This is a genomic window from Paenibacillus sp. SRL342 (genome assembly GCF_984798905.1).
Genome location: NZ_OZ481790.1, coordinates 4,276,992 through 4,300,863 on the forward strand (window position 1 = coordinate 4,276,992; position 23,872 = coordinate 4,300,863).

19 protein-coding genes are annotated in these 23,872 nt (G+C 43.8%); 2 read left to right on the forward strand and 17 right to left on the reverse strand.

The annotated features are described in order from the left end of the window. Positions 1 to 95 precede the first annotated feature (95 nt). The 11 genes from AC4E8D_RS18635 to AC4E8D_RS18685 all read right to left on the reverse strand — a co-directional run bounded on the left by AC4E8D_RS18635 (position 96) and on the right by AC4E8D_RS18685 (position 13,957). Positions 96 to 494 (reverse strand): RidA family protein, encoded by a 399-nt coding sequence (locus AC4E8D_RS18635; protein WP_490205065.1) that lies wholly within the window; start codon positions 492 to 494, stop codon positions 96 to 98. A gap of 314 nt (positions 495 to 808) precedes the next feature. Further along, entirely contained in the window at positions 809 to 2,251 is a 1,443-nt protein-coding gene (locus AC4E8D_RS18640; protein ID WP_339304694.1) for a 6-phospho-beta-glucosidase, read from the reverse strand. Between the two features lie 34 nt (positions 2,252 to 2,285). Beyond that, the gene (locus tag AC4E8D_RS18645; protein ID WP_339304696.1) at positions 2,286 to 4,199 is read right to left on the reverse strand and encodes a beta-glucoside-specific PTS transporter subunit IIABC; all 1,914 of its coding nucleotides are present in this window, start codon (positions 4,197 to 4,199) and stop codon (positions 2,286 to 2,288) included. Positions 4,200 to 4,645: 446 nt separating this feature from the next. Continuing rightward, entirely contained in the window at positions 4,646 to 6,583 is a 1,938-nt protein-coding gene (locus AC4E8D_RS18650; protein WP_339304698.1) for a beta-glucoside-specific PTS transporter subunit IIABC, read from the reverse strand. Between the two features lie 167 nt (positions 6,584 to 6,750). After that, positions 6,751 to 7,590, reverse strand: coding sequence for a BglG family transcription antiterminator LicT (gene licT / locus AC4E8D_RS18655; protein ID WP_036613486.1), 840 nt, complete (start codon positions 7,588 to 7,590; stop codon positions 6,751 to 6,753). Positions 7,591 to 7,821: 231 nt separating this feature from the next. Next, positions 7,822 to 8,121 (reverse strand): hypothetical protein, encoded by a 300-nt coding sequence (locus AC4E8D_RS18660; RefSeq protein ID WP_339304700.1) that lies wholly within the window; start codon positions 8,119 to 8,121, stop codon positions 7,822 to 7,824. A gap of 57 nt (positions 8,122 to 8,178) precedes the next feature. Continuing rightward, the gene (locus tag AC4E8D_RS18665) at positions 8,179 to 8,739 is read right to left on the reverse strand and encodes a DEAD/DEAH box helicase family protein (RefSeq protein ID WP_339304702.1); all 561 of its coding nucleotides are present in this window, start codon (positions 8,737 to 8,739) and stop codon (positions 8,179 to 8,181) included. A 167-nt stretch (positions 8,740 to 8,906) separates the two neighbouring features. Continuing rightward, positions 8,907 to 10,064: an acyltransferase gene (locus AC4E8D_RS18670; RefSeq protein ID WP_490205066.1), complete on the reverse strand. Its 1,158-nt coding sequence runs from the start codon at positions 10,062 to 10,064 to the stop codon at positions 8,907 to 8,909. Between the two features lie 71 nt (positions 10,065 to 10,135). Next, positions 10,136 to 10,675 (reverse strand): GNAT family N-acetyltransferase, encoded by a 540-nt coding sequence (locus AC4E8D_RS18675; RefSeq protein WP_449004851.1) that lies wholly within the window; start codon positions 10,673 to 10,675, stop codon positions 10,136 to 10,138. After that, on the reverse strand, positions 10,650 to 11,123 hold the full coding sequence (locus AC4E8D_RS18680) for a putative immunity protein (RefSeq protein WP_449004850.1): 474 nt from the start codon (positions 11,121 to 11,123) through the stop codon (positions 10,650 to 10,652). The genes AC4E8D_RS18675 and AC4E8D_RS18680 overlap by 26 nt, the downstream gene beginning before the upstream one ends. A gap of 113 nt (positions 11,124 to 11,236) precedes the next feature. Next, positions 11,237 to 13,957, reverse strand: a complete 2,721-nt coding sequence (locus AC4E8D_RS18685; RefSeq protein WP_449004849.1) for a family 78 glycoside hydrolase catalytic domain — start codon at positions 13,955 to 13,957, stop codon at positions 11,237 to 11,239. A gap of 134 nt (positions 13,958 to 14,091) precedes the next feature. Between AC4E8D_RS18685 and AC4E8D_RS18690 the strand changes: the two genes are divergently transcribed. Then, positions 14,092 to 14,976, forward strand: coding sequence for a helix-turn-helix domain-containing protein (locus AC4E8D_RS18690; RefSeq protein ID WP_339304711.1), 885 nt, complete (start codon positions 14,092 to 14,094; stop codon positions 14,974 to 14,976). A gap of 9 nt (positions 14,977 to 14,985) precedes the next feature. Here AC4E8D_RS18690 and AC4E8D_RS18695 read toward each other — a convergent pair whose 3' ends face one another. From AC4E8D_RS18695 to licT (AC4E8D_RS18710), 4 genes are all read right to left on the reverse strand, one after another. After that, positions 14,986 to 15,552: a 5' nucleotidase, NT5C type gene (locus AC4E8D_RS18695; protein ID WP_221820522.1), complete on the reverse strand. Its 567-nt coding sequence runs from the start codon at positions 15,550 to 15,552 to the stop codon at positions 14,986 to 14,988. A gap of 168 nt (positions 15,553 to 15,720) precedes the next feature. Then, positions 15,721 to 17,184 (reverse strand): glycoside hydrolase family 1 protein, encoded by a 1,464-nt coding sequence (locus AC4E8D_RS18700; protein WP_449004846.1) that lies wholly within the window; start codon positions 17,182 to 17,184, stop codon positions 15,721 to 15,723. 49 nt (positions 17,185 to 17,233) lie between these two features. Continuing rightward, complete coding sequence (locus tag AC4E8D_RS18705; protein WP_339186843.1) at positions 17,234 to 19,153, reverse strand: beta-glucoside-specific PTS transporter subunit IIABC; 1,920 nt, start codon at positions 19,151 to 19,153, stop codon at positions 17,234 to 17,236. 132 nt (positions 19,154 to 19,285) lie between these two features. Further along, complete coding sequence (gene licT / locus AC4E8D_RS18710) at positions 19,286 to 20,140, reverse strand: BglG family transcription antiterminator LicT (protein ID WP_036613466.1); 855 nt, start codon at positions 20,138 to 20,140, stop codon at positions 19,286 to 19,288. Between the two features lie 395 nt (positions 20,141 to 20,535). Here licT (AC4E8D_RS18710) and AC4E8D_RS18715 point away from each other — a divergent pair, with 395 nt between their 5' ends. Continuing rightward, positions 20,536 to 21,033: a stalk domain-containing protein gene (locus AC4E8D_RS18715; RefSeq protein WP_339304719.1), complete on the forward strand. Its 498-nt coding sequence runs from the start codon at positions 20,536 to 20,538 to the stop codon at positions 21,031 to 21,033. Between the two features lie 34 nt (positions 21,034 to 21,067). Here the strand turns inward: AC4E8D_RS18715 and AC4E8D_RS18720 are convergent, their stop codons facing one another. Together AC4E8D_RS18720 and gndA are read right to left on the reverse strand one after the other, a co-directional pair. Next, on the reverse strand, positions 21,068 to 22,171 hold the full coding sequence (locus AC4E8D_RS18720) for a metallophosphoesterase (protein WP_490205067.1): 1,104 nt from the start codon (positions 22,169 to 22,171) through the stop codon (positions 21,068 to 21,070). A gap of 244 nt (positions 22,172 to 22,415) precedes the next feature. Continuing rightward, positions 22,416 to 23,834 carry an NADP-dependent phosphogluconate dehydrogenase gene (gene gndA / locus AC4E8D_RS18725; protein WP_036613463.1) on the reverse strand — a complete coding sequence of 473 codons (1,419 nt, stop codon included), beginning with the start codon at positions 23,832 to 23,834 and terminating at the stop codon, positions 22,416 to 22,418. Positions 23,835 to 23,872 lie beyond the last annotated feature (38 nt).

A 23,872-nucleotide genomic window follows, 5' to 3' on the forward strand; every position in this document is an offset into this window, starting at 1 on the left:
ACACAGGGCATATCCTTTCCATTTTTCACAAATTAAAAAACGAAGGGGCATCTGTAAGTTAGATGCTCCTTCGTTTGGTTAAAAAGTATTCGATGTTACACTTTTGCTGCCCAAAGCTCTATTTCAATTTTAATCTCTGGTAGACCTAACGCCGTAATATATCCAATCGTCATTGCAGGATAATCCGTACTAAATAATTGTCCCCACTCGGCGTATAAGAAATCCCAATCGATTTCCTCGGTTGCCCAGACGTTCACTTTGATAATATGTTCAGCATCTAAACGCTCAGATTCGAGCACTGTCTTAATATTATTAAATGTATTAGTGACTTGCTCATTCAGACTCTCTGGAAAGAGTCCATTATGATCTGCTCCAATTTGACCTGAAGTCACAAATAACTCTGCATTCCTCGGGATTCTTGTAATATGCGTGTACTGACCTACAGGAGCTGGCATATTTGCTGGATTTGTTCTAGTAATTTTGTCAATATTCATTTGGATTACCTCATCATTCTTAAGATTTTTCTGCGTTAGTTCCTAGTTTTCTTCCGATTTTGGGCAGACTTCACCCTTGGAATAGATTCTAGAAAAAGACAGCAGTGGAGTATCCATATCCCGAAGATATAAACGCAAGTGATTTTTTCTTCATGAGTGGATGCTCCTCCCTTCTTAAGTGACAAGATTCTCTTAATTTTTCTATTATATCTGAAAGCCACATCATGGGTCAAATTCATCCCCTCATAGACAAAGAACAATCCCGTAATAACGAGACTGCTCTATGTCTATTCTATAGCGTTGGACAGCTTGTATCAGAAATATTGTGCGCCATTACTCGCAATGACATCTTGGTACCAGTGAAAACTCTTCTTTTTCACTCTGCGAAGTGTGCCCGTACCATCATTATTTCGGTCTACATAGATATAGCCATAACGTTTCTTCATCTCTCCGGTACCCGCACTGACCAGGTCAATCGGTCCCCAGCTTGTGTAACCTATGAGCTCTACACCGTCTTGAATCGCTTCAGCCATCTCGGCAAAATGACTATTCAAATATTCGATGCGATAGTCATCTTCTACGGAGTCATTGTCTAACAACACATCGGTTGCGCCAAGTCCATTTTCTACGATAAACAAAGGTTTGCCATAGCGGTCATGCAGTTGATTAAGCGTAATTCGAAGCCCCTTAGGATCAATGGTCCACCCCCACTCGGAAGCTTGCAGATAAGGGTTCTTCACCGAACCAAATACATTGCCTTCTGTCGAATCTTTCAAAATCTCAGGGTCTGTACTGGTGCATCGGCTTGCGTAATAGCTAAAACCGATATAATCGACCGTGTTCTGCATCAAGATCTCTGCGTCTTCCGGTTGCATGTCAATCCGAATGTCATTTTCCCTGAAAAATCTTTTTGTATAACCCGGATATGCTCCCTTCGATTGCACGTCGATGAAGAAGAATGATTCGCGATCTTTCTCCATGGCTTTCCATACATCATCTGGATTAGAGCTGTATGGATACACCATTCCAGCGGCTAACATACATCCAATCTGTGCATCCGGAATGATCTCATGACAAGCCTTAACAGCAAGTGCACTCGCTACCAATTCATGATGTGCTGCCTGATACAGAATCTGATCTTTGTTTTCACCATCCTGAAGGACAATGCCCGCTCCAATATACGGAAGATGCAGCAACATGTTGATCTCGTTAAACGTCATCCAGTATTTCACTTTATTCTTATATCGATTGAATAAAGTCGTCGCATATTTCTCAAAGAAACCGATCATCTTACGATTCTTCCAGCCGCCGTAAGTCTCGACCAGATGTACAGGTACATCGAAATGGCAGATCGTCACCACAGGTTCAATGTTGTATTTTAATAACTCATCAAAGACATCATCATAAAATTGCAAGCCTACTTCGTTTGGCTCCGCTTCATCACCTTTAGGGAAAATTCGTGCCCAGGCTATGGAAAGCCTGAGGCACTTAAATCCCATTTCTGCAAATAACGCAATATCTTCCTTATATCGATGATAGAAGTCAATGGCTTCATGTGAAGGATAGAATTCTCCTGTTTTGGGCTCATACGAATCCAGATTACCCAGAGCAATATTCCATCGATTAGCACCAATCGGAATCAGATCTACCGTTGTTAAACCTTTGCCACCTTCCAGATAAGCACCTTCCAATTGATTCGCTGCGGTTGCTCCTCCCCAGAGAAAATTCTCCGGGAAGGCTGTAAACTTTTCATTCATTGAGGAGCCCCTCCTAAACAATCTGTAATTTCAATTAGCTTAATACCGTGATCAATTTATCTTTCTCATGAACGGATGCATCTTTTGTTCCTACAACGTCCAGATAATTTGAAGTATTAGTAACAATGATCGGTGTAACCGTCTCATACCCTGCATCCTTAATGGCTTGCAGATCAAACTCAACAATCAGGTCACCTGCGTTAACACGGTCTCCATCTTTCACATGGGTTGTAAAATGTTGACCTTTCAGCTTGACCGTATCCTGTCCAATATGGATCAGCATCTCTACACCATCATCGCTGACAAGACCAATGGCGTGTTTGGTACGATATACGGTTTGAACAACACCGGTGATTGGAGATACCACTCTACCACTGGTTGGACGAATTGCAATCCCTTTACCCATGTGCTCACCTGCAAACGTTACGTCATTAATTTCGTTCAATGCAACGACTTCACCAGCCATTGGGCTTACAATTTCGTATCTGCTGTTCGGATTTGGATCAAGTACTGGTGCTGGAGCTGGTGTAGCTTCCACTTTGTCTTTGAATCCAACCACGTACGTCAGAATAAAACCAAGGATAAATGCGATACCACATGCAACCAGAGCCATATAGAAACCTGAATCAACGCCTGTTGCTTTATTAATGAAGCTTGGGAAACCGAACACGCCCAGTCCACCAAAGATGTATAATTTCGAACCGGCCAATCCCAAGATACCGCCACCGATACCACCTGCAATACAGCTCATGATAAACGGTTTTTTCAGTGGAAGTGTCAGACCGTAGATGGCTGGCTCAGTCACACCGAAGATACCCGAGATGAATGCAGGAATACCTAATGATTTCAATTTCGTGTTTTTGGTTTTCAACATTACGGCAAGTACAGCACCTGTTTGAGCAAAGGAAGCGGCGAAAGACATCGCAACCACCGGGTCAGCTCCGGATGTGCTCAGGTTGAGAAGCATAACCGGCACGAGTCCCCAGTGAAGACCAAACAGTACAAACACTTGCCACAATCCACCAATAATCAAACCTGTAGCAACTGGACTTAAATCATAAATACCTGTTGCTCCTGCACCAATCAATTGGCCTGCCCAAGTGGATACTGGACCAATCAGAATGAATGTTGCCGGAACGATAACGAGCAAAGTAAAGAATGGAACAAGGAACGTGCTAACGACTTTAGGAATAATGTTTTTAAAGAATCTTTCAATTTTAACAGCGAAGAATGTAGCGATAATGATTGGAATAACCGATGTTGAATAGCTCATCAGAATAACCGGAATACCCAGGAACGTGATGTGAATCGGTGATTCAAACAATGTACCTGCAAACAGGGTGTACAGTGGATCTCCAGCAGTCAGACCGGACAGCGTAGGATAAACTAATGAAGCACCTATCGCCATACCCAGGAACGGTGAACCGCCAAATTTCTTGATTGCAGTGTAACCCAGGAAGATCGGGAAGAAGTAGAACAGACAGTCACCTGTTGCATTCAACAATTGGTACGTTCCGGAGGTGTCTGTAATCCATCCAAAGGATAAAAACATGGCTGTGAAACCTTTGATCATACCTGTTGCAGCCAGCAAACCGAGTAGTGGTGTGAACACACCGGAGATCATGTCGATAAATCGACTGAACAACCCTACTTTTTTGCCTGAGTTGTCCGTTTCCTCTTCAACTTGTCCTTCACTTGGGAAATTCCCTACTTTAACAACTGCTTTATATACATCCGGCACTTCATTGCCGATAACGACCTGATATTGTCCACCACTTTGCATGACGGTAATAACACCTGGCAGATTTTTAAGTTCTTCCGTTTTGGCTACGCTTTCATTTTTCAGTTTAAACCGCAGTCTTGTTACGCAATGGAATACACTGTTTACGTTCTCGCGACCACCTACACGTGACAGAATGTCCTTAGCTAATTGATCGTAGTTGCTCATTGTAATTCTCCCTCTCTAAGTAGACTCCCCATGACTTTTGAAACAAATAAAACCTGAACCACTGAACATACACAACATACCGGATCGTCCGGAAATCAGTCGTGTTATTCAGCAATTCAGGTTTTGCCCTTAACGGTTGCAACCCTGTAAGGCTGTACACATTGGTATTTAATTATTTGGATAACGAAAGTAAGTTGCATGTCATCCCCTCTGAACTGAGGATGGTCGGCATTGCCTGATTGAACAGTTACAATCCGATTGATGTATGCGCTTACTTCTTGAACTCATCATAGTACATCTGAACTACGTTTGCAACACTTATTTTTATTAAGTTCGCAAATACATTTGATTGACCGAAAATAAAAAAAAGAGACCACTTCGAAAACATCAAAGTGGTCTCTATATAGCTTAATGTTCACATTATTAAAATACGTACTAAAGCAGAATTAACCTATAACCGTAACCAATTTATCCTTTTCATGCACTTCACGACTTGTTGTAGCAACCACGTCCAAATAATCAGCCGTATTCGTTACAATAATCGGTGTTACGGTCTCATATCCCGCCTCAATAATGGCCTGCAGATCGAATTCAACGATCAGATCTCCAACACTCACACGATCTCCATCTTTCACATGTGCAGTGAAATGTTGACCTTTGAGCTGTACCGTATCCTGACCGATATGGATCAGAATCTCTACACCTTGATCATCTACAAGACCAATTGCATGTTTGGTACGATAAATCGTCTGTACCACACCATTAATCGGGGATACAACTCTCCCACTGGTTGGGCGAATAGCGATCCCTTTACCCATATGTTCACCAGCAAATGTAGCATCGTTAATTTCTTGCAAAGGAACTACCTCACCCGTCATCGGGCTGGCAATTTCGTAGCGATTGTTGGGATTAGGCTCAAGTGCAGCCTTCTCTTCTTTTACTGGCTCTGGAGCCTGTTTGGCAGCCTCTGGATTAGCAGGATCTTTGAATCCTACAAAATAAACGAGAACAAAACCTAGTACAAAAGCAATGATAGTGGCAATCATGGCCATCCAGAATTCATAGTTGATCCCCTCTGTGGGACTAATCAGCGCTGGAACACCAAAGATTCCTGAAGCAAATACAAACATTTTGGAACCTGCAAAGCCAATAATACCACCAGCCGTTGCAGAAGCAATACAACTCATAATAAATGGTTTTTTCAATGGCAACGTAAGGCCATAAATAGCAGGCTCAGTTACACCAAAAATCCCGGACACAAAGGCAGGCACACCCAGTGATTTGAGTTTGGTATTTTTTGTTTTAAGCATAACGCCAAGAACAGCACCAATCTGAGCAAAAGAAGCAGCGAACATCATCGCCAGAATCGGATCTGCTTTCAGTGTGGACAGATTCAGCAGCATGATTGGTACGATACCCCAGTGTAACCCAAAGATCACCAACACTTGCCACAATCCACCCACAACAATACCAGTTACCAACGGACTCAAGTCATAGATGCCCGATACCCCGGCACCAATCAGCTGACTTGCCCATGTCGCGATTGGACCAATCAAGAGAAATGTTACAGGTACAACAATCAGAATTGTAAAGAATGGCGTGAGGAACGTTCTCACAACAGAAGGAATGATTTTTTTGAAGAACGTTTCTACCTTTGCTCCAAAATAAGCAGCAATAATAATCGGAATGACGGATGAGGAATAACTCATCAAGATAACGGGAATACCCAGGAACGTGATATGAATCGGTGATTCAAACAATGTGCCTGCAAACAGCGTATAGAGCGGTTCCCCACCACTAAGACCGGATAAGGTCGGATATACAAGTGATGCTCCAATGGCCATCCCGAGGAATGGAGATCCACCGAATTTTTTCATAGCTGTGTAACCCAGGAAGATTGGGAAGAAGTAGAACAGACAGTCTCCTGCGGCATTCAACAGTTGATATGTTCCTGAAGCCGGGTCCAACCACTCGAGAGAAGTAAACATGGACAGGAAACCTTTGATCATCCCTGTAGCAGCAAGTAAGCCGAGAATGGGTGTAAATACACCCGAGATCAAGTCGATAAACTGACCCAAGAGACTCTCTTTTTTACCGGAAGATTCTGAATCATCAGTTGAGACCGGTTCATCCGCATTCATATTACCCACTTGTAACAAGGCTTTATAGACATCAGACACTTCGTTACCCACAACGACCTGGTATTGCCCCCCACTTTGCATTACCGTTATAACTCCAGGTAAATTTTTGAGTTCGTCTGTTTTGGCATTATTGTCATTTTTTAATTTGAAACGAAGTCTGGTCGCACAGTGCACCACGCTGTTAATGTTCTGTTTTCCACCAACGCCAGACAGAATGTCTTTGGCTAATTGCTCGTGTTTCATGAAGTCTTTTCTTCCTTTCTGGCTAGACACGGATTCGAAGCATATTGGAGAGAATAAAAAAACCTGAACATCTGAATGTATGGAACATCCGGTTAACGGTATGTTCTGTCATTCAAGCGTTCAGGTTTTGCCCTAGTGGTTGCAACCCTGCAAGCTGATCTATGGGATTATTCAGAAGTTGCATTCACAACTCTCTCAATATGAATCGTTAAGTACATCAATTCTTCGTCAGTTAGTTGATACGTGTAGTTGCTTTCAATGAATTTCTTGATTTTCTCCGAGCACTTGTGCGCTGCCGGATACTTTTTCTGAATCATCAGGAACAGTTCATCGTCGTTGTTGCTCTTGTAATGTTTTCCCTTCACCAAACGTTGGGCGAAAAACTTCAAATGTGTCACAAAGCGATAAAATGTCAGTGAGTTCTCATCAAAATCAATCTTGAAATGATACTTGATGATTGTCAAGATTTCCTGCATGACCTGCGTCATACTCTTGATGTTCGGCATTTCCTCGTTCAAAGCTGCATTGACAAAGTGAAGTGCCATAAAACCGGCTTCGTCCTCGGGCAAGATTACACCAAACTGATCACAGATCATATTGAGCGCTTCCATTCCGACTTCATATTCCTCTTTGTATAACTGCTTTGTCTCCCAGATTAAGCCGTTGCGTATGGGCAGATTCTTGCGATACCGCTCAATGGCAAAGTGAATATGGTCTGTGAGATGTAAGTAAATGCTCTCATTTAATTTCTTGCCAAGTTTTAATTTGGCGTAAGCGATGATTTCCTCGGATACTTTCATGTATTCCAGAGGAATGCTTGAGATTAATGCCTTGAAGTTTTCCTGAATATCTTCATTCTGTAAAGTAAATATCTTGTCGATATGCTGCTCGGAAACCATATCACCCGCCCGCTTCTGATAAGCAATCCCCCGGCCAATGATAATAACTTCCTGTTCGTCATTCATTGCAACTACAGCATTATTGTTCAGCACCTTCTCGATTTTCACTTTATCACTCCAATATACAGAAAAAGACAAACCAATCCCTTTTCTCAAGGTATACGGCTTTGCCTGATTCAACAGTTACAACCCGATATGTTGTACGCGCTTCCCTCATAATATTACAAACTTCTACACAGTGCAACAAAAAGTTAATATCGAATTAGCATGACTCCCGATCTAGGTAAATATACTCACAGGAGTAAGCAAATCAAGAATTTTTTTACAAGGATTTACGGTTTATTGTTTTTTGCTGACTTTCTCCAGTTCCGCTTCGATTCTTCGATTAATCATGTTCATTTCTTCTGAACTCAATTGATCAACTTGCGTATATTCTTTATCCAACTCGTACTCTTTTGCCTCATTATTGTTCATTAGGCCCAGATGATTCTTGATATCCCGGATATCTTCACGCATATGCATCGTCTGACGGTATTGGTCTACAACAAGTGCAAAAATAATGCCCCCGGCCACTATTGGACCAAATGGGATCAGAAAACATAAAACAAGTCCTATGAGCAAAAATATAACAAAGTACATGATGTAGTGCCCCTCTCATAGAAAGCATCTACTTTGCTAAAATAGATGTTTCTCAGATTACAAATTAAATCGTTCCTGAATTAACTTTGCCACCTCGTCCGGGCTCTTGTGTGTGTTATCAATCCTTATGTAGTGCTCATGCTTGATTTCTCCCGGTTCCGAATTTAATCGATAATGCTTCATCGTATCCAGCAAATCTCGCTCAGACCACGCAATGTCACGCTTTGTTGGTTTATGTAACAGACGATGCGGACTTTTATTGCGCTCTAGTCTTTCCGATGCATCGGCCTCCAGTTCCACATAACAGACCTGACCTCCTTGAGATGTAAACAACTCACTGATCTTACGGATGTATTCACCATCTGACTCTGCGTCCAAAGCCCACACAAATGTAAAAATCAGACCCGGCAAATCACTCTTTGCCACTTCTTCAAAAATCTCCTGCCGGAACAGACTCACCAGTCTTTTGCCTTGTGGTGTGCCATAGCTGAAGAAAGGAGACACCAATTCAATGGTCATGTGGTTATGAAACAATTTTAGCTTTGTTATCTTCTCCAGTTCTTGCCCAACCGTCATCTTGCCCACAGCCTGTGGGCCAAAAATAATCACTAATTTCATTTTCGATCACTCCTGACAAGGTAGTGTTCATTCCATTAATTCAATTTTATGGACATTAAACTCTATAATAACTTCTTTAGGGCAAATAAAAAAGAGGTTTCAAGTGATTCCCTCAACGCGTGAGGGCTTGAAATCTCTTATCTTAAATTACATATGTTTATTTTAACTTACCGTCCGATCAGTACCCATCCCCACTTCATCCGGCGCAAACCCATCGCGCAGATCCATGAGATCAGGAGCGCCACAATATAAGATAGAATGATGCCCACGCTGAAGTGCCGAGCCAGGTCATCTGTGAATTCACGTCTCCAGAAGAGCAGTACGAGTGGATGCATTAAAAACACACCGAACGCAACTGTACCCAAGGAGTCCAGAATACGCGTAGCTTTTCGAACCTCGGTATGTTTTCCTGTGCCCATTCGTTCACTGAAGATCAACAGGAGCAAACAGGCTGACAAGGTAAACAGATTTCGGAACAGGAACAGCACGGTATAGGTAATAACCGGGTATGCAGCAAAAGCGGTTTTGATATAAGCATTACCATATATAAAAATGGCACCTCCACCTAACAACGCAGCTATGAGCATATAACGGTGAGTATACAGTTTGTTCAATGCCCACTCAAAGTTCAACCCAACCCATGCGCCAAATCCAATCACGATCAGATAACTGGGTAACAAACTTCCTGTCCGTTCGAAGTGAAACTGCAAATGTAGTGCATAGAAGATCGCTTGGCCCGCAATAAAGAATAATGGCAAATAACGATTAAACAAACGGTGGCGTGTAAGGGACAGAAGCCATGGAAAAACGATATAGAATTGAAGAATAATCAGAAAAAAGTACAAGTGCGTATGAGCAGTTCCCATCACTAATTGTTTGGCAAATTGAACACTATGGGTCAAAGGTTCTTTGCCCGCAAGCAATTGTTTAATGGCAAAGTAAATAAGGGACCACACCACATAAGGTACAAATACATTAAATAAGCGCTTCTTATAAAAAGCGAGCATCCAACCCTTCTCATTCACCTTGGAGCTGTAGTTGTAGAACAAGACCAGGGACGACAGAAATAGAAACGCCGGAACGGCAAATTGCAAAAACGTGTTCCAGAAGTAATACACATCATGATCTAATGTATGCTTGGGGTAATGCGCAACTGCTGTTGAAGTTGCATGAATAGCTACCACTGCCATGATGGCAAAAGCACGATAGAGATCCAGATACTCAATTCGCCGGGGCCGATTAACCGGTTGATTCATAAAGATAACCTCACTTGTGCCTGATATGGGATGATAGTTTCCGGCCGCAATCCAGATTCTATGCTTCATTTTAATCAGCACACGAGGGTAATACAATCATAATCCATATTATTTTCGTTATATTACATCATTATTCTGCATTATTCGACATTTTCTATCCAGAATCGTTCAACAACGTTGCCATTGGACTCCACATAGTCTTCATCCCGAGTGCCACCATTTCGAAGGATAACCCTTCTGGAAGGATCATTAACCGCATCGCATACGACCAATACTTTGGTAATTCCAAGCTCTTTCGTTTTCTCCAAAGAAAGACTGAGAATTTCGGAACCATAGCCATTGTGCCGCTCTCCTGGACGAATACCATATCCAATATGTCCTCCACTGTTAAACAATTTATCGTTAAGCTCATGCCTTATATTCACAGCACCCACGATTTGTTGACTCTCCGTGACCAGCCAATATGTACTGTCTGTGACCCAGCCCTCCGGGATGTCGATCCCTTGTTCATTACGCTGCAAAAATGCCAACATCTCATCGAACGCATAAGGATCTTTGGAAATGACCCAAGGTACCATCAATTCTCCACTTCTGACCCAGTCTTCATAGAATGCCAGATACGCATCCTTATAGGCTTTTGATGGTTTAATTAATCTAACTTGTTCTTTCCCCATGATCATTACATCCTCCCAACAGATATTGATATTGCCACGTTCTCTCTTCCAGGACACGACGTTCTTGCTCTTCCTTCAAAGAGTCATAAAAGATAGCTTTCACTGCATACGTTGCGGCATGTACCGCATGGTCTTTCACATGGGCCGTTGCAGCTGCGTGTCCCGCCGCACGAGATGCAGCAGAGGCAGCGACATGATCGGCTTCCCGTGCAGCAGCATGAGCTGCAAAAGCTGCCTTTCGAGCGTCAACCATGGAAATCTCTCCACGAATCCAACCTCTTCCTGCATCAATGGCATCACGGGCGCGGATATCCTCCGTCTTCTTCTCAGATATATACAAGACACGTGCCGCACACTCCGCAGCCCAACAGGCCAATGTATGGTGATCCTTTTGCTTAGCCAGATCCTCAATCTCACGGCGCAAAGGCGCATCTTTAAATGTAGGTTTTGCCATGGTCATGCTCCTTTCATTATTCAAAAACAACAAATTCACTCTCAAACAAGTTCGAAAAAGGACCTGCGTGTGCAGGTCCTCTTCAATTATACTTCTTACGGCTTATTCTATCATTATACGGACTCTGTCAATGTAGACTTTTGAACATCCCGATCCTTTTTCGCATCCGTGTCTTTGTAAGTGAATTGGTAACTCCCAGATCCAAGTGTGACTTCAACATCGCCTCCAATGTTTTGAATATCCTGAATACCACTTATCTGATCCAATGGTTTCCCTTGTTCCAGAACGATCTGTGCACCTGCTCCAGGAAGACGTACCGTACCCCTCGTGTTGGTGGGAATATGCACCCGTATCTCCATTTCACCCTCCGCCAGCCGGTGCCAGCTTGAAGCAACTTGACCATACATCGTCTCCAGACTCGCTTCCACCCAATCCAGTCCAGGTCCGGGTTGCGGCTCGATATGCACCATTCGGAATCCTGGCTGATGTTCATCGGACCGAATGCCGGCAACGTAACGATACAACCATTCTCCAATCGCTCCGTACGCATAGTGGTTAAATGAGTTCATATCAGCACTCCAGAGACTTCCATCCTCTTTTATCCCATCCCAATGTTCCCAAACGGTCGTTGCGCCTTGAGTCACCTGATATAGCCAGGACGGATAATCCTCTTGAAAAAGTAATGTATAAGCCAGGTCGTGAAGACCTGCATCACTCAATACCGGATTCAGATAAGGTGTGCCCACGAAACCTGTAGTAAGATGATTTCCCGCCTCTTTCACGAGTTTTGCCAATTGTTCAACAGCACGAGATCGGGCAGTCGCTTCCAGCAGGTCAAATTGGAGCGCAAGAACATGTGCTGTTTGCGTAGGAACAGCAATTTTGCCGGCTGGAGTCACGAATTCATTTCGAAACGCATGAACAATGTTTGTTTGCAACTGCTTGTAATATTCAGCATCATCTGTCTTTCCAAGTGCCTCAGCTGCCTTTTGAGTTAACGACACTGAATAGGCATAAAATGCAGTTGCCACATAATCCGTGTCCGTTGCACCGACATAACTATCGGGCTTGGAGTCCAGTCCCAGCCAATCGCCAAAATGGAATCCCGTGTTCCACAGATACGGATTGTCACCCTGCACGTGAATGTATTCAACCCACCGCTTCATACTCTCATATTGCTCGGCCAGTAATCTGGCATCCCCATACATCTCATAGATGGTCCAAGGACAGATGACTGCAGCATCACCCCAAGCGGCGGAAGAATGACTGATGTCTCCCCACCCTTCTGTGGTGGAACTTCTCAGATCCGGAACGAAGAATGGAATACCTCCATCTTCTCCCTGATCCGCTTCCAGATCCCGCAGCCATTTGGTAAAGAAGGGAGCCGTATTCATCAGGTAGGAAGATGTGCGGACAAACATCTGTGCATCGCCAGTCCACCCGAGACGTTCATCCCTCTGTGGACAGTCTGTCGGCACGTCAAGGAAATTCCCCTTTTGCCCCCACAATATATTGTGATGCAGTTGGTTCACCAGTGGACTGGAGCATGAAAACTGACCTGTTGGCTCCATATTCGAGTGCAGCACTATTCCGGTGAATTCATCCAGACGGACGTGTTCCGGAAAGTTAACCAGCTTCACATAGCGAAACCCTTGGAACGTAAAATGCGGTTCAAATGTTTCCACGCCATCCCCCTTGCAGGTGTAGCGAATACACTGCTTGGCGGCGCGAAGATTATCGGTGTAAAAGTTGCCTTCATGATCCAATATCTCAGCATGGTGCAGCTCAACCGTCTGACCCGCCTCACCTTGAATGCTGAATCTCACCCATCCCACCATATTCTGCCCCATGTCTATTACACGATCTCCCTGTGGTGTTGTTAACAAGGCGATTGGCTGTAGTTGTTCTACTTGGGTGACGGGTACGTTCTCCTGCGCAACGATGATATCTTTGGGATGCTCCAGTACGTTCACGGGTGACCAATTCGTCTGAGATGAATCCGACCAATCGGACTCCATTCGTGCATCATACGTCTCCCCCATATAGATGTCCGACATGCGAATGGCACTAGGAGCAGCCGTCCACTCCCCATTGGATAGAATACATTCCTCCGAACCATCTGCATATTTCATATGCAGTTCCAGCAGCAATGCGGACGTTGGACCAAATATCTCCCGTTCTTTGTTCCAGCCGAGATACCCTCGATACCAGCCATCACCCAGATAAGCGCCTAATATGTTCTGCCCATCCTGAAGTAGATGAGTTACATCATAGGTTTGATATTGTAATCGCTTACGATAAGAGGTCCAACCAGGTGTAAAATAATCTTCTCCTACTCTTGTGTTGTTCATATGCAACTCGTATAATCCAAGTGCTGTCACATATATTCTGGCAGACGTAACAGGTTGTTTCACATTAAAATGCTTGCGCATACGTGGGCATGACGTATCTCCATCATCTGATGGTTGAGCTGTGATCCATACTGCTTGCCACTTGTTATGACTATCCATAAGTCCCATCTCGAAATAAGCCGTTTCGGACCAGCCCGAATCACTTCCTGCATCATCCCATGCCTGAATTCGGTAGTTGTATCGCGTTTGCGGAGAAGGCTGAAAATGGTTTAATTCCACATGTATGGATTGATCCTTGCTTATCTTGCCAGAATCCCATGCAATCTCATCAAAATCTTCTGACAGGGACAGCTGGATCTGGTATGCGGATTGCATGCAGTTTCGACGATCAGACTGTAACTGCCAGCTTAATCTCGGTGATTGGACATCAAGGCCTATCGGATTGATTCTATACTCACAGCGAAGGTGACTAACGTTGAACATTAGCAGATCGTCCTTTCCATCTTGGCTTCCCATTCGGCGTTACGATATAATTATATCGATCCTGTTGCCCTAAATACCCGGTAATCAGGACTATTTCATCCGGTGATTCAGCCATCTGTGCGAGGAGGTTGCTTGTGAATTCATCTGTACAACTCATGAAAAGCGAATACTTTCTGCATAATCATCTGCAACTTTTTGTCAATCGTTGCTCTGAAGATTTTGTACTCCCTTTTCACGCACATGATTTTATTGAGTATAGTTATGTTGCCGAAGGAAAGGGCTTTCATCATATCGGTGAAGATGTCATTCCGGTGACAAAGGGGATGCTGTTTGTCATTCCTGTCGGCGTTCCTCATGTCTTTCGTCCTGTCAGCACCAACGTAACCGAGCATCCGTTAATTATATATAATTGCTTATTTAATGCTGAATTGATCCACACGCTGACAGCAATCATTCAGGAAAAAGAAATCATTCAACATCTGATGGATCTGGAACAAAATCAGGTTCCTTATATATCCGTTGTGGATCACAACGACCGGATTGAAGAAGTAATGGTGAAGCTATATCGTGAATCATCCGTTCAGGGAATCGGTTCGTCTACCATGTTATACACCCTGGTGAGCCAGTTGGTATTGATGACCTACAGACAACTTTATCAAAAGGATCATGATGAAGAGAATCATTCCACCGGTCTTGATTACATCCTTCACTATATCAAGGAACACTTAGGCAATCGTATTCGGATGTCTGATCTGGTACGTGTATCGGGCTTTAGCGAAAAACAAATTGGCCGAATGTTTCTGCGACATACCGGTCAGACCTTTAGCAGCTACCTGCAACACCTCCGTATACAAAAAAGCTGCGAACTTCTAAAGAGTTCACAGCACAAAGTCAGTCTGATTGCCGAGCTGGTCGGATATCGGGATATGGATTCATTCTATGCTGCATTCAAAAAAATAACAGGCGAAACACCTCTCGCCTATCGCAAAAAATCCAGAGCACAGCACTCTGGACAATAAGATTTACTTTCAGACACCAACAACCTGTAACACTTCATCTATGTATGCCTTGGCCTCTTTCCATGAAGACATTAACGGAAAGTTGTATTGCTCACGCTCCTGTATATTCCATGGATGCGGGATACAGATGACCTTTTTGCCATCCTCATGCGCTGGAATCAAATTATGTGCCCCATCATCAATAAGCAAATCAAAAGCGAGCAGGTTTTTTCTTTTGCATGTAATAAACTGTTCTGCGGTTATAAAAGGCATGTGCTGCTGAAGCCAGTTCCACTTCTCAACAACTGTTCTTGGTTCCGCTGCCGTTACAACAATAACATCATAGGCATCGTTCAGCTTTCGCATCTCATCTACAACATACTCGTCGTATAACTCCAATTCCTCGAACAAACCCGGCCGACCATAAAATACATCGTGCGTGCTCTCTGGATGACGCAAATGGGATGTATCCCAATGAATCATATCCTCGTAGCGAAGCGGATGGGTCGGGAAGTTGAGGTTGTTGTGATATATAGCCCGCTTGACCAGATGACATATCGTGTCATCCATATCTACAGCAATAATAGGCTTCTTCATGGTTACCCCTCCCCCAATACGATCACAGTATACCATCCAGTATGTTATGTAGTCATCTTTTTTACCTTGAAATGCCAATAGCGTTGATGAGAATACTACACGATCATATAAAAAAGGCGCCCCGGCGCCATAATACCAGCTACGCCCGGGGTGCCTATATAGATTAATCTATTCCAAGTTCTCGCCATTCGAGGCAATGACTTTTTGGTACCAGCCAAAGCTCTTTTTCTTATAACGATTTAATGTGCCTTGTCCGTTGTCATCCTGATCCACGTAGATCACGCCATAACGTTTGGACATTTCCGAAGTGGATGCACTGATGATATCAATCGCTCCCCAGTTGGTATATCCCATCAGGTCTACTCCGTCCATAACGGCTTCTTTCATTTGTGTGATATGTTTTCTCAGGTAATCAATCCGGTAATCATCGTTGATAGAACCGTCTGCTTCAACCGTATCTTTCGCGCCAAGGCCATTCTCCACCACAAACAGTGGCAATTGATAACGGTCATACAGCTCTTTCAGTGCAACGCGCAGACCGATCGGATCAAGCTGCCAGCCCCACTCTGTACGCTCCAGATTCGGGTTCTTGATCGTACTGTACAGGTTACCCCCCGTCACTCCATATTCCTCTGGGTTCACTGCGGACACCAAGGATGTGTAATAACTGAACGAAATGAAATCAACCGTGTGCTCATGCAGGATCTGCTCATCTCCCGGTTCCATGACAATCGTAATCCCGTTCTCTGCCCAGTACTGAGCCATGAACGTTGGGTAACTGCCACGAACTTGTACATCCGTATGCAGCAGGTTCAGCTGATTATCGATCTGTGCTTGCAGCACATCCTCTGGCTTCGATGTCGCCGGGTAGTGAATCATACGCGCAAGCATACATCCGATCTGGAAGTTCGGGTTAATCTGACGTGCTTTCTCTGTTACCAGGCTGCTGGCTACAAATTGATGATGAAGTGCCTGATAAGAAGCCTGCATCGTGTTCTCAACCCGGTCTTCAATAATACCGCCACCTGTGAACGGTTCAATAATGGTTGTGTTAATCTCATTAAACGTCAACCAGTATTTGACCTTGTCCTTGTATCGGTTCATCACGGTTTCGGCATATCTCACAAAGTGTCCAATCACTTCGCGACCAGCCCAGCCGTTGTATTTCAGAACAAGTGCCATAGGCATCTCATAATGCGAGAGGGTTACAAGTGGTTCGATATCGTATTTCCGGAGTTCATCGAACACTTCGTCATAGAAACGCAGTCCCTCTTCATTGGGCTCGGCATCATAACCATTCGGGAAAATACGCGGCCAGTTGATGGACAGTCGGAATGTCTTGAAGCCCAGTTCGGCGAACAATGCAATATCCTCTTTGAAACGGTGATAAAAATCAATCCCGTAACGCTTCGGATAACCTTCTGCACTATGATGTGCCATTGCTTTCTCAACCGTGGCACTGGTAACATGCATCAGTTCTCTAAGGTTGGTGTAGTCCTTTTTCTCAAAATAAGGAACCATGTCGGCTGTCGACCATCCTTTGCCACCAGCGTCGAATCCACCTTCAGCCTGATTAGCGGCAATAGCGCCGCCCCATAGAAAACCTTCCGGGAACCCTTGTCGATTAATCATTCGAATCTCTCCTTCTTTTGTTAATATTGTTAGTCCTAAGACGGACCATTTAGATCTCAGCTTTCAAGACGTCTTCACCCATCGTGATTTCGCCCAATTTCACAGGTAGAACCTGCTTGTAATCAGCCGTATTGGTAACAACCATAGCGGTTGTGATATCGTATTCTTTTGCAATCTCGGCCAGTTCAAACGTGAGTAACTTGTCTCCAGCCTGTACACGTGCTCCAGTAGCAACATGTGCATCAAAATACTGTCCACGCAGCTTCACCGTGTTAATTCCAACATGAATCAACAATTCCATTCCGTTATCACTGCGGACAACGATCGCATGTTTTGTTTTGAACACATTCATGATGGTACCTGTCACTGGAGAAACCAATTCGCCCACCGTTGGAACAAATGCTACACCTTTACCCATCAATTCATCACCAAATGTTGGATCGTTGACTTCTTTGAGCGGGATGGATTTACCTGTCATCGGTGCAACAGCTACTGCATCACTCGTTGGTGTTGGATCGCCCATGTCGTCTACATTTACGGTTGCAGCGTCATTGGAAGTTACTTTCGCTGGTGCAGTAGAAGCACCCGGTGAGAATTGAGCCAACGCCTCTGCGTCTCCTTCTTCTTCCTTGATACCAAATATCGTAGACATGATCGCACCCACGATAAAGGCCAAAATCATACCCCCAAAGGAATACCAGAAGGTCTGTCCGATCAGGGAAGGAAGTCCTGGGAGACCACCGTTACCCGCAAGTACATACGCTTTCGCGCCAAAAGCAAGGGCGAATCCGCCACCCACTGCGCTACCAATCATCGCTGCGGCAAATGGTTTTTTGTATTTCATATTTACGCCGTACATAGCTGGCTCCGTTACACCCATCAGCGCTGTAAAGCTCGTGGACAATGCCACGGTTTTGAGTTTTTTATCTTTTGCCCGGAAGAATACGCCGAGTGTTGCACCCGCCTGACCCATATTGGAGATAAAGGTCAACGGCAAGAATTTATCAAAGCCCAGTGTAGCGATATTACTCAGGATGATCGGCACAAGTGCATAGTGCATTCCTGTCATAATAATGAGCGCCATCGCGCCGCCAAGAACAATACCTGCAATCAATCCGCCTTCATTCAGCAGCCAGTTGATACCACCAGACAATCCGCTACCTACAAATGTACCCAAAGGACCGATCGCAATCAGTGTCACCGGAACCATAACAAGCAAGGTAATCAGCGGCACAAGCAGCAGCTTGAGTGCAGCAGGGATAACGCGGTCAACCCATTTCTCAACATAGGACATCAACCATACTGCAAGAAGAATCGGGATAACCGATGAAGCATAACTTACTGCTGTAACCGGGATTCCCAAAAATCCAACTGATTCACCGCTAGATAACAATGCTGTCATGTCTGGATACATGAGTGCCGTACCTAGGGCAATCGCAACAAACGGGTTACTGCCGAATTTACGAGCAGCGCTGACTGCAATCAGTAAAGGCAGGTAGTGGAATACGCCGTCACCAATGGCTGAAAGAATACGATACGTATCCGTTCCGGCAGACATCCAACCTACGGATACAAATAGTGCAAGTAATCCTTTGAGCATACCTGCCGCAGTAATCGCTGGAAGCATCGGGGCAAAGACACCTGCGATTGTTTCAAAAATTTTCAGCACGACATTTTGTTTTTTATCCGACTTTGGTTCTTTATTTTCTGTAGTTTGCTGGATTGCCGGATTTTCCTTCACCATGGCATCAAATACTTTTGCCACATCATTACCGATAATGACTTGGAATTGGTCGCCGGAAATATTCGTTCCCATGACCTTATCCAGTTTCTTGAGTGAGCCGTTATCAACTTTCTCGTTGTCTTTCAGATCAAAGCGCAAACGTGTGACGCAGTGATAAACGGAGTTAATATTGTTTGTTCCCCCAACGGCTTTAATGATTTCCTGCGCCGTTTCCTGATGTTTCATGATGTTTTCCTCCTCATTTTTCCAATAAAAAATACCCGAACGAATCTAGCGCATATGGATGGCGCCATCTCATTCGGGTATTGCCTGATTGAACAGTAACAAGCCCATAGGATATCCAGTTGTGATTTGATTCTATTGCGTGGACTTCTCGTCCCGCTTGGTTTTCATCAAACGTTCCAGATGGAGCGTTAGATATAACTGCTCAGAGTGAGTCATGTCATACTGATAGTTCTTATGGATAAAAGTCTCGATCTTGCCAATACATTTGAATGTCTCCGGATAGTTTTTCCGAACCACTTCATATAAATACTCCTCAGCATCATCATGTGAAGAATGTGTAATGACACGCTGACAGAAATATTTCAAATGGGTGATGAAGCGGAAATAATTGACGCTATCTTCATCCAATTCAACGTTGAAGTGATATTTGATGATATTCATAATCTCCTGCAACAGCTGCATCAGATGGGTAACATCGTTCATGGAATCATTGACTTCCGCATTGATGAAATGCAAGGCAATATTACAGATCTCATCTTTGGGAAACTCAATATCCAGTCTTTCTTTCAGCAAGGTCAGTGCTTCTCTGGCCACATCATACTCCGCCTTATAGAAATGCTGAACTTCCCAAGAAAGTGGATTACGAGTAATCATTCCTTTTTCCAAGCGTTGAACAGCAAAGTGAATGTGATCAGACAGCGAGACATAGATCCCGTCACTGATGGTTTTGTTCAATTGTGTTCGTGCCAGTGTCACAATATCATCGGTTGCCTGCAAAATCTCAATCGGCACTTCAGCTACGATGGATTTGAATTTCTCATAGATTGATGCATCCTGAAGACGAAATACCTTCTCAATCCGCTCTTCATCAATCTCATCGCCAGCTTTGAACTTAAATCCGATACCCCGGCCGAGGATCAGTAGTTCCTGATTTTTGTCATCCACGGTACTGACAATATTGTTATTAAATATCTGTTTAATAATCATTATGGACCCACCTGGTTTTTTTTGAGGAATAAAAAAGGGCAAAACCAAAACAGAAATAATAAAATCATTTCCATCGTGGTTTTGCCCGCATTACCGGTAACAAGCCTCGGAACTAATTTATCATAACCTGAAAACGGTGTCAACTAAAAAAATAGTAATGCTGCTATTCCGGTTCTTTCCCTTATATGAGTCATTTCCCTACGCTCCCACGTTTAAGGGGTTCATATGTTTTAATATTCACATTTTGATGCAGATTCAAACGAAATATTCCCAACGACTCATCGCTTGAATTGTATGAGATTATAACTAAAGTAAATGTTTTGAAGGATTTTTCACCTTAAATAGAGAAATGATTTAATTGATAGGAAGTAATTTTAGATAAAGGGGATTTATTCGTGAGGGACAAAGTAAAAGGATTACTCATTGGTATCACAATTGGATCAATGCTTACAGGAGTTACAGCTTATGCAGCATCAGGAACGCCAATAAAAGCTTTACTACAGAAAGTAAATATTTATGTAGACGGAACAAAGAAGTTGACAGCTAATTCAATAACCTATAACAACACTACATATGTACCAGTTAGAAGTATAAGTACTGCACTCGGTGAGAACGTAGCTTTAAAGTCAAATAATCTGTACATCGGCAAACAACCATTAATTAAATTAACAGGGAATCAAGCGTTTGAACTGTTATATAAAAAAATAAAAAAAGAAATCGAAATGTATAGTCTAACTGTTGATGAGGAACCAAAAGACGGAGATTATTATGTAATGCGTTCATACTCTGACAGAGAAACACATGAAGTAACTTATGGCCTTTACTACATACACATGTACACAGGGGAAGTTTACGAATGGAACTTCAAATCCAAGAAAATGGTAAAACTATAGTTATTAAAAGGCCCTTCTTTCGAAGGGCCTTTCATCATTGCTGGAACGTCACATTAATCTGTACAATCTCCGAACGACTGCTTGTGCGAATCGGAGGTCCCCAGAATCCAAATCCTGACGTTACGATGGAGTGCATAGAGCCCTTTTGCAGATAACCCCAATCATTCTCGTAGATCGCTTGTGTAATGAACTGAGCCGGGGCAATCTGTCCACGGTGGGTGTGACCGGATACGACCAGATCTACATTGTTCTGCTCCGCAATATCCAGATCATACGGCTGGTGATCCATCATAAGTACCGGTTGGTTCAAGTCAGTACCTTGCATTAACGTAGATACTTCTGCACGATCCTTCTCTGTTCGGTCTTTCCGTCCAATGAGGGTGATCTTGTCATCCAGAACAATCTTGTTATCGTACAGAACTTGCATGTTGCTCTTCTCCAGCGCAGCAATCAGATCTTCAATGGGACCATCGAACTTGTCGTGATTCCCGAGTGAAGCATAGACGCCGTATGGAGCCTGAATATCACTGATAATATCGGCAATTCCGCTATCGAGGTACATATCCAGATTGTCATCAATAATATCTCCAGGATACAGCACCAGATCCGGCTTCAGTGCATTAATTTCCTCCACCATGCGTTTGGCATGTGCAGGGCCAGATAGAAGTCCGAAGTGCATATCGGCAGCCATGACAATGTTGAGCTTGTCTACACCTTCTACTTTTTTATCAATCTGGATATTATATGTTCTGACTACCGGGCTATAGGCGTTGAAAATTCCGTAACCCATTGTGGACACTAACAGCACCAGCGTAACGACCCCCGCCCATTTCTGGGTGTGATGTCTAGGAATACGAGTTAATCTCAGCAACCACATCGTGAGGTGAACGACGGGCAGGATCAACAATAACAACGAGAAGATCGCTAGCCAGTAAGAACCGATAATACCGAGGAACGAAATGCTTCCAAATAATCGTGCCAATATGAAGGAAATGGCAAGGAATACAAGCCCTATAATATACAACCACCGAAATCTGGCGGACACGACAGGTTTCATCCAACTCCAACCGCTCCAGCCTATGTAGAACACTAATAAACCATATACAACCAAAAACAATATACCCGCTAATACAAACATGCCCGGTCTAACCTCCACGTCAATAAGTTGTATTCTGAATTTTCATCACGGACACAAGTCCGTCTGAACAAGTATAACGTAGTTGAAGGGTCAGATCACCTGTTTGCAAAAGCCAGATAGGTACATTTTATTACAATTTGATGATATTCAAATTCGTACCATAAACCAGAAAAAGCATTCCTGCAGTCGCCCTGAATAGTTAAATTCAAAGACAACCGCAGGAATGCTTTATTTTCGGTTAAAATTACTCGTTTGTGTCCATCCACTGGAAGTGGAATGAACCTTCTTTGTCCACACGTTTGAATGTGTGAGCACCGAAGTAGTCACGTTGAGCTTGCAGCAAGTTTGCTGGCAAACGCTCTGTACGGTAGCTGTCGTAGTAAGACAGTGCGCTGGAGAAGCCAGGTACTGGAATACCTTGTTTTACAGCAGCCGCTATAACTTCACGCCATGCGCCTTGATAAGATTCAACGATGTTTTGGAAGTAAGGATCCAAGAGCAGGTTTTTGAGTTCTGCATCTTTGTCATATGCTTCTTTAATGTTTTGCAAGAACTGCGAACGGATGATGCAACCACCACGGAAGATCATGGCAATGTTACCGTATTTCAGATCCCAGCCGTATTCATCGGAAGCTGCACGCATTTGTGCAAATCCTTGTGCATAGGATACGATTTTACTTGCAAACAATGCTTTACGCACGTTCTCGATGAACGCTTTTTTGTCGCCGGAGAACGCTTCAGTCGCTGGTCCATTCAGGATTTTGCTAGCTGCTACACGCTCGTCCTTCATCGCAGAGAGGAAACGGGAGAATACGGATTCCGTAATCATGGACAATGGAACGCCGAGATCCAGCGCACTTTGGCTTGTCCATTTACCTGTTCCTTTTTGTCCAGCCGCGTCCAGAATAACGTCAACCATTGGTTTGCCTGTTTCTGGATCGTATTTGGAGAAGATATCTGCCGTGATTTCGATCAGGTAGCTGTCCAGCTCCCCTTGATTCCACTCGGTGAAGATCTCATGCAACTCTTCAACGGAAACGTTCAATACGGATTTGAGCAAGTGATAAGCTTCACCAATCAACTGCATATCTCCGTACTCGATACCGTTATGCACCATTTTCACATAGTGTCCGGCACCGTCTGGTCCGATATATGTGCTGCAAGCGTCATCGCCAACTTTGGCAGAGATCGCTGTAAGGATCGGTTCTACCAACTGATAAGCACTTTCCTGACCGCCTGGCATGATTGCCGGGCCTTTCAGTGCGCCTTCTTCCCCACCGGATACACCTGCTCCGATGAAGCGGAAACCTTTTTCTTCCAGCTCTTTACTGCGACGTTGTGTGTCAGGGAAGTAAGCATTACCTCCATCGATAATAATGTCGCCTTGATCCAGATGAGGAAGTAGTTGCTCGATCGTTGCATCTGTTGCTTTACCTGCTTGCACCATGATCAGAATTTTACGCGGAGACTCCAGGGATTCCACGAATTCTTCAATGGTGAACGCACCTGTCAGGTTTTTACCTTCTGCTTCTTTCAGAAGATCGTTCGTTTTCTCCGGGGAACGGTTAAATACCGCTACCGAGAAACCTTTGCTTTCAATATTCAAAGCCAGGTTTTTACCCATTACTGCCAATCCAATAACACCAATCTGTTGTTTACTCATTATGTCCTCCCAATACTCCATTATTTATATAGTAAGTT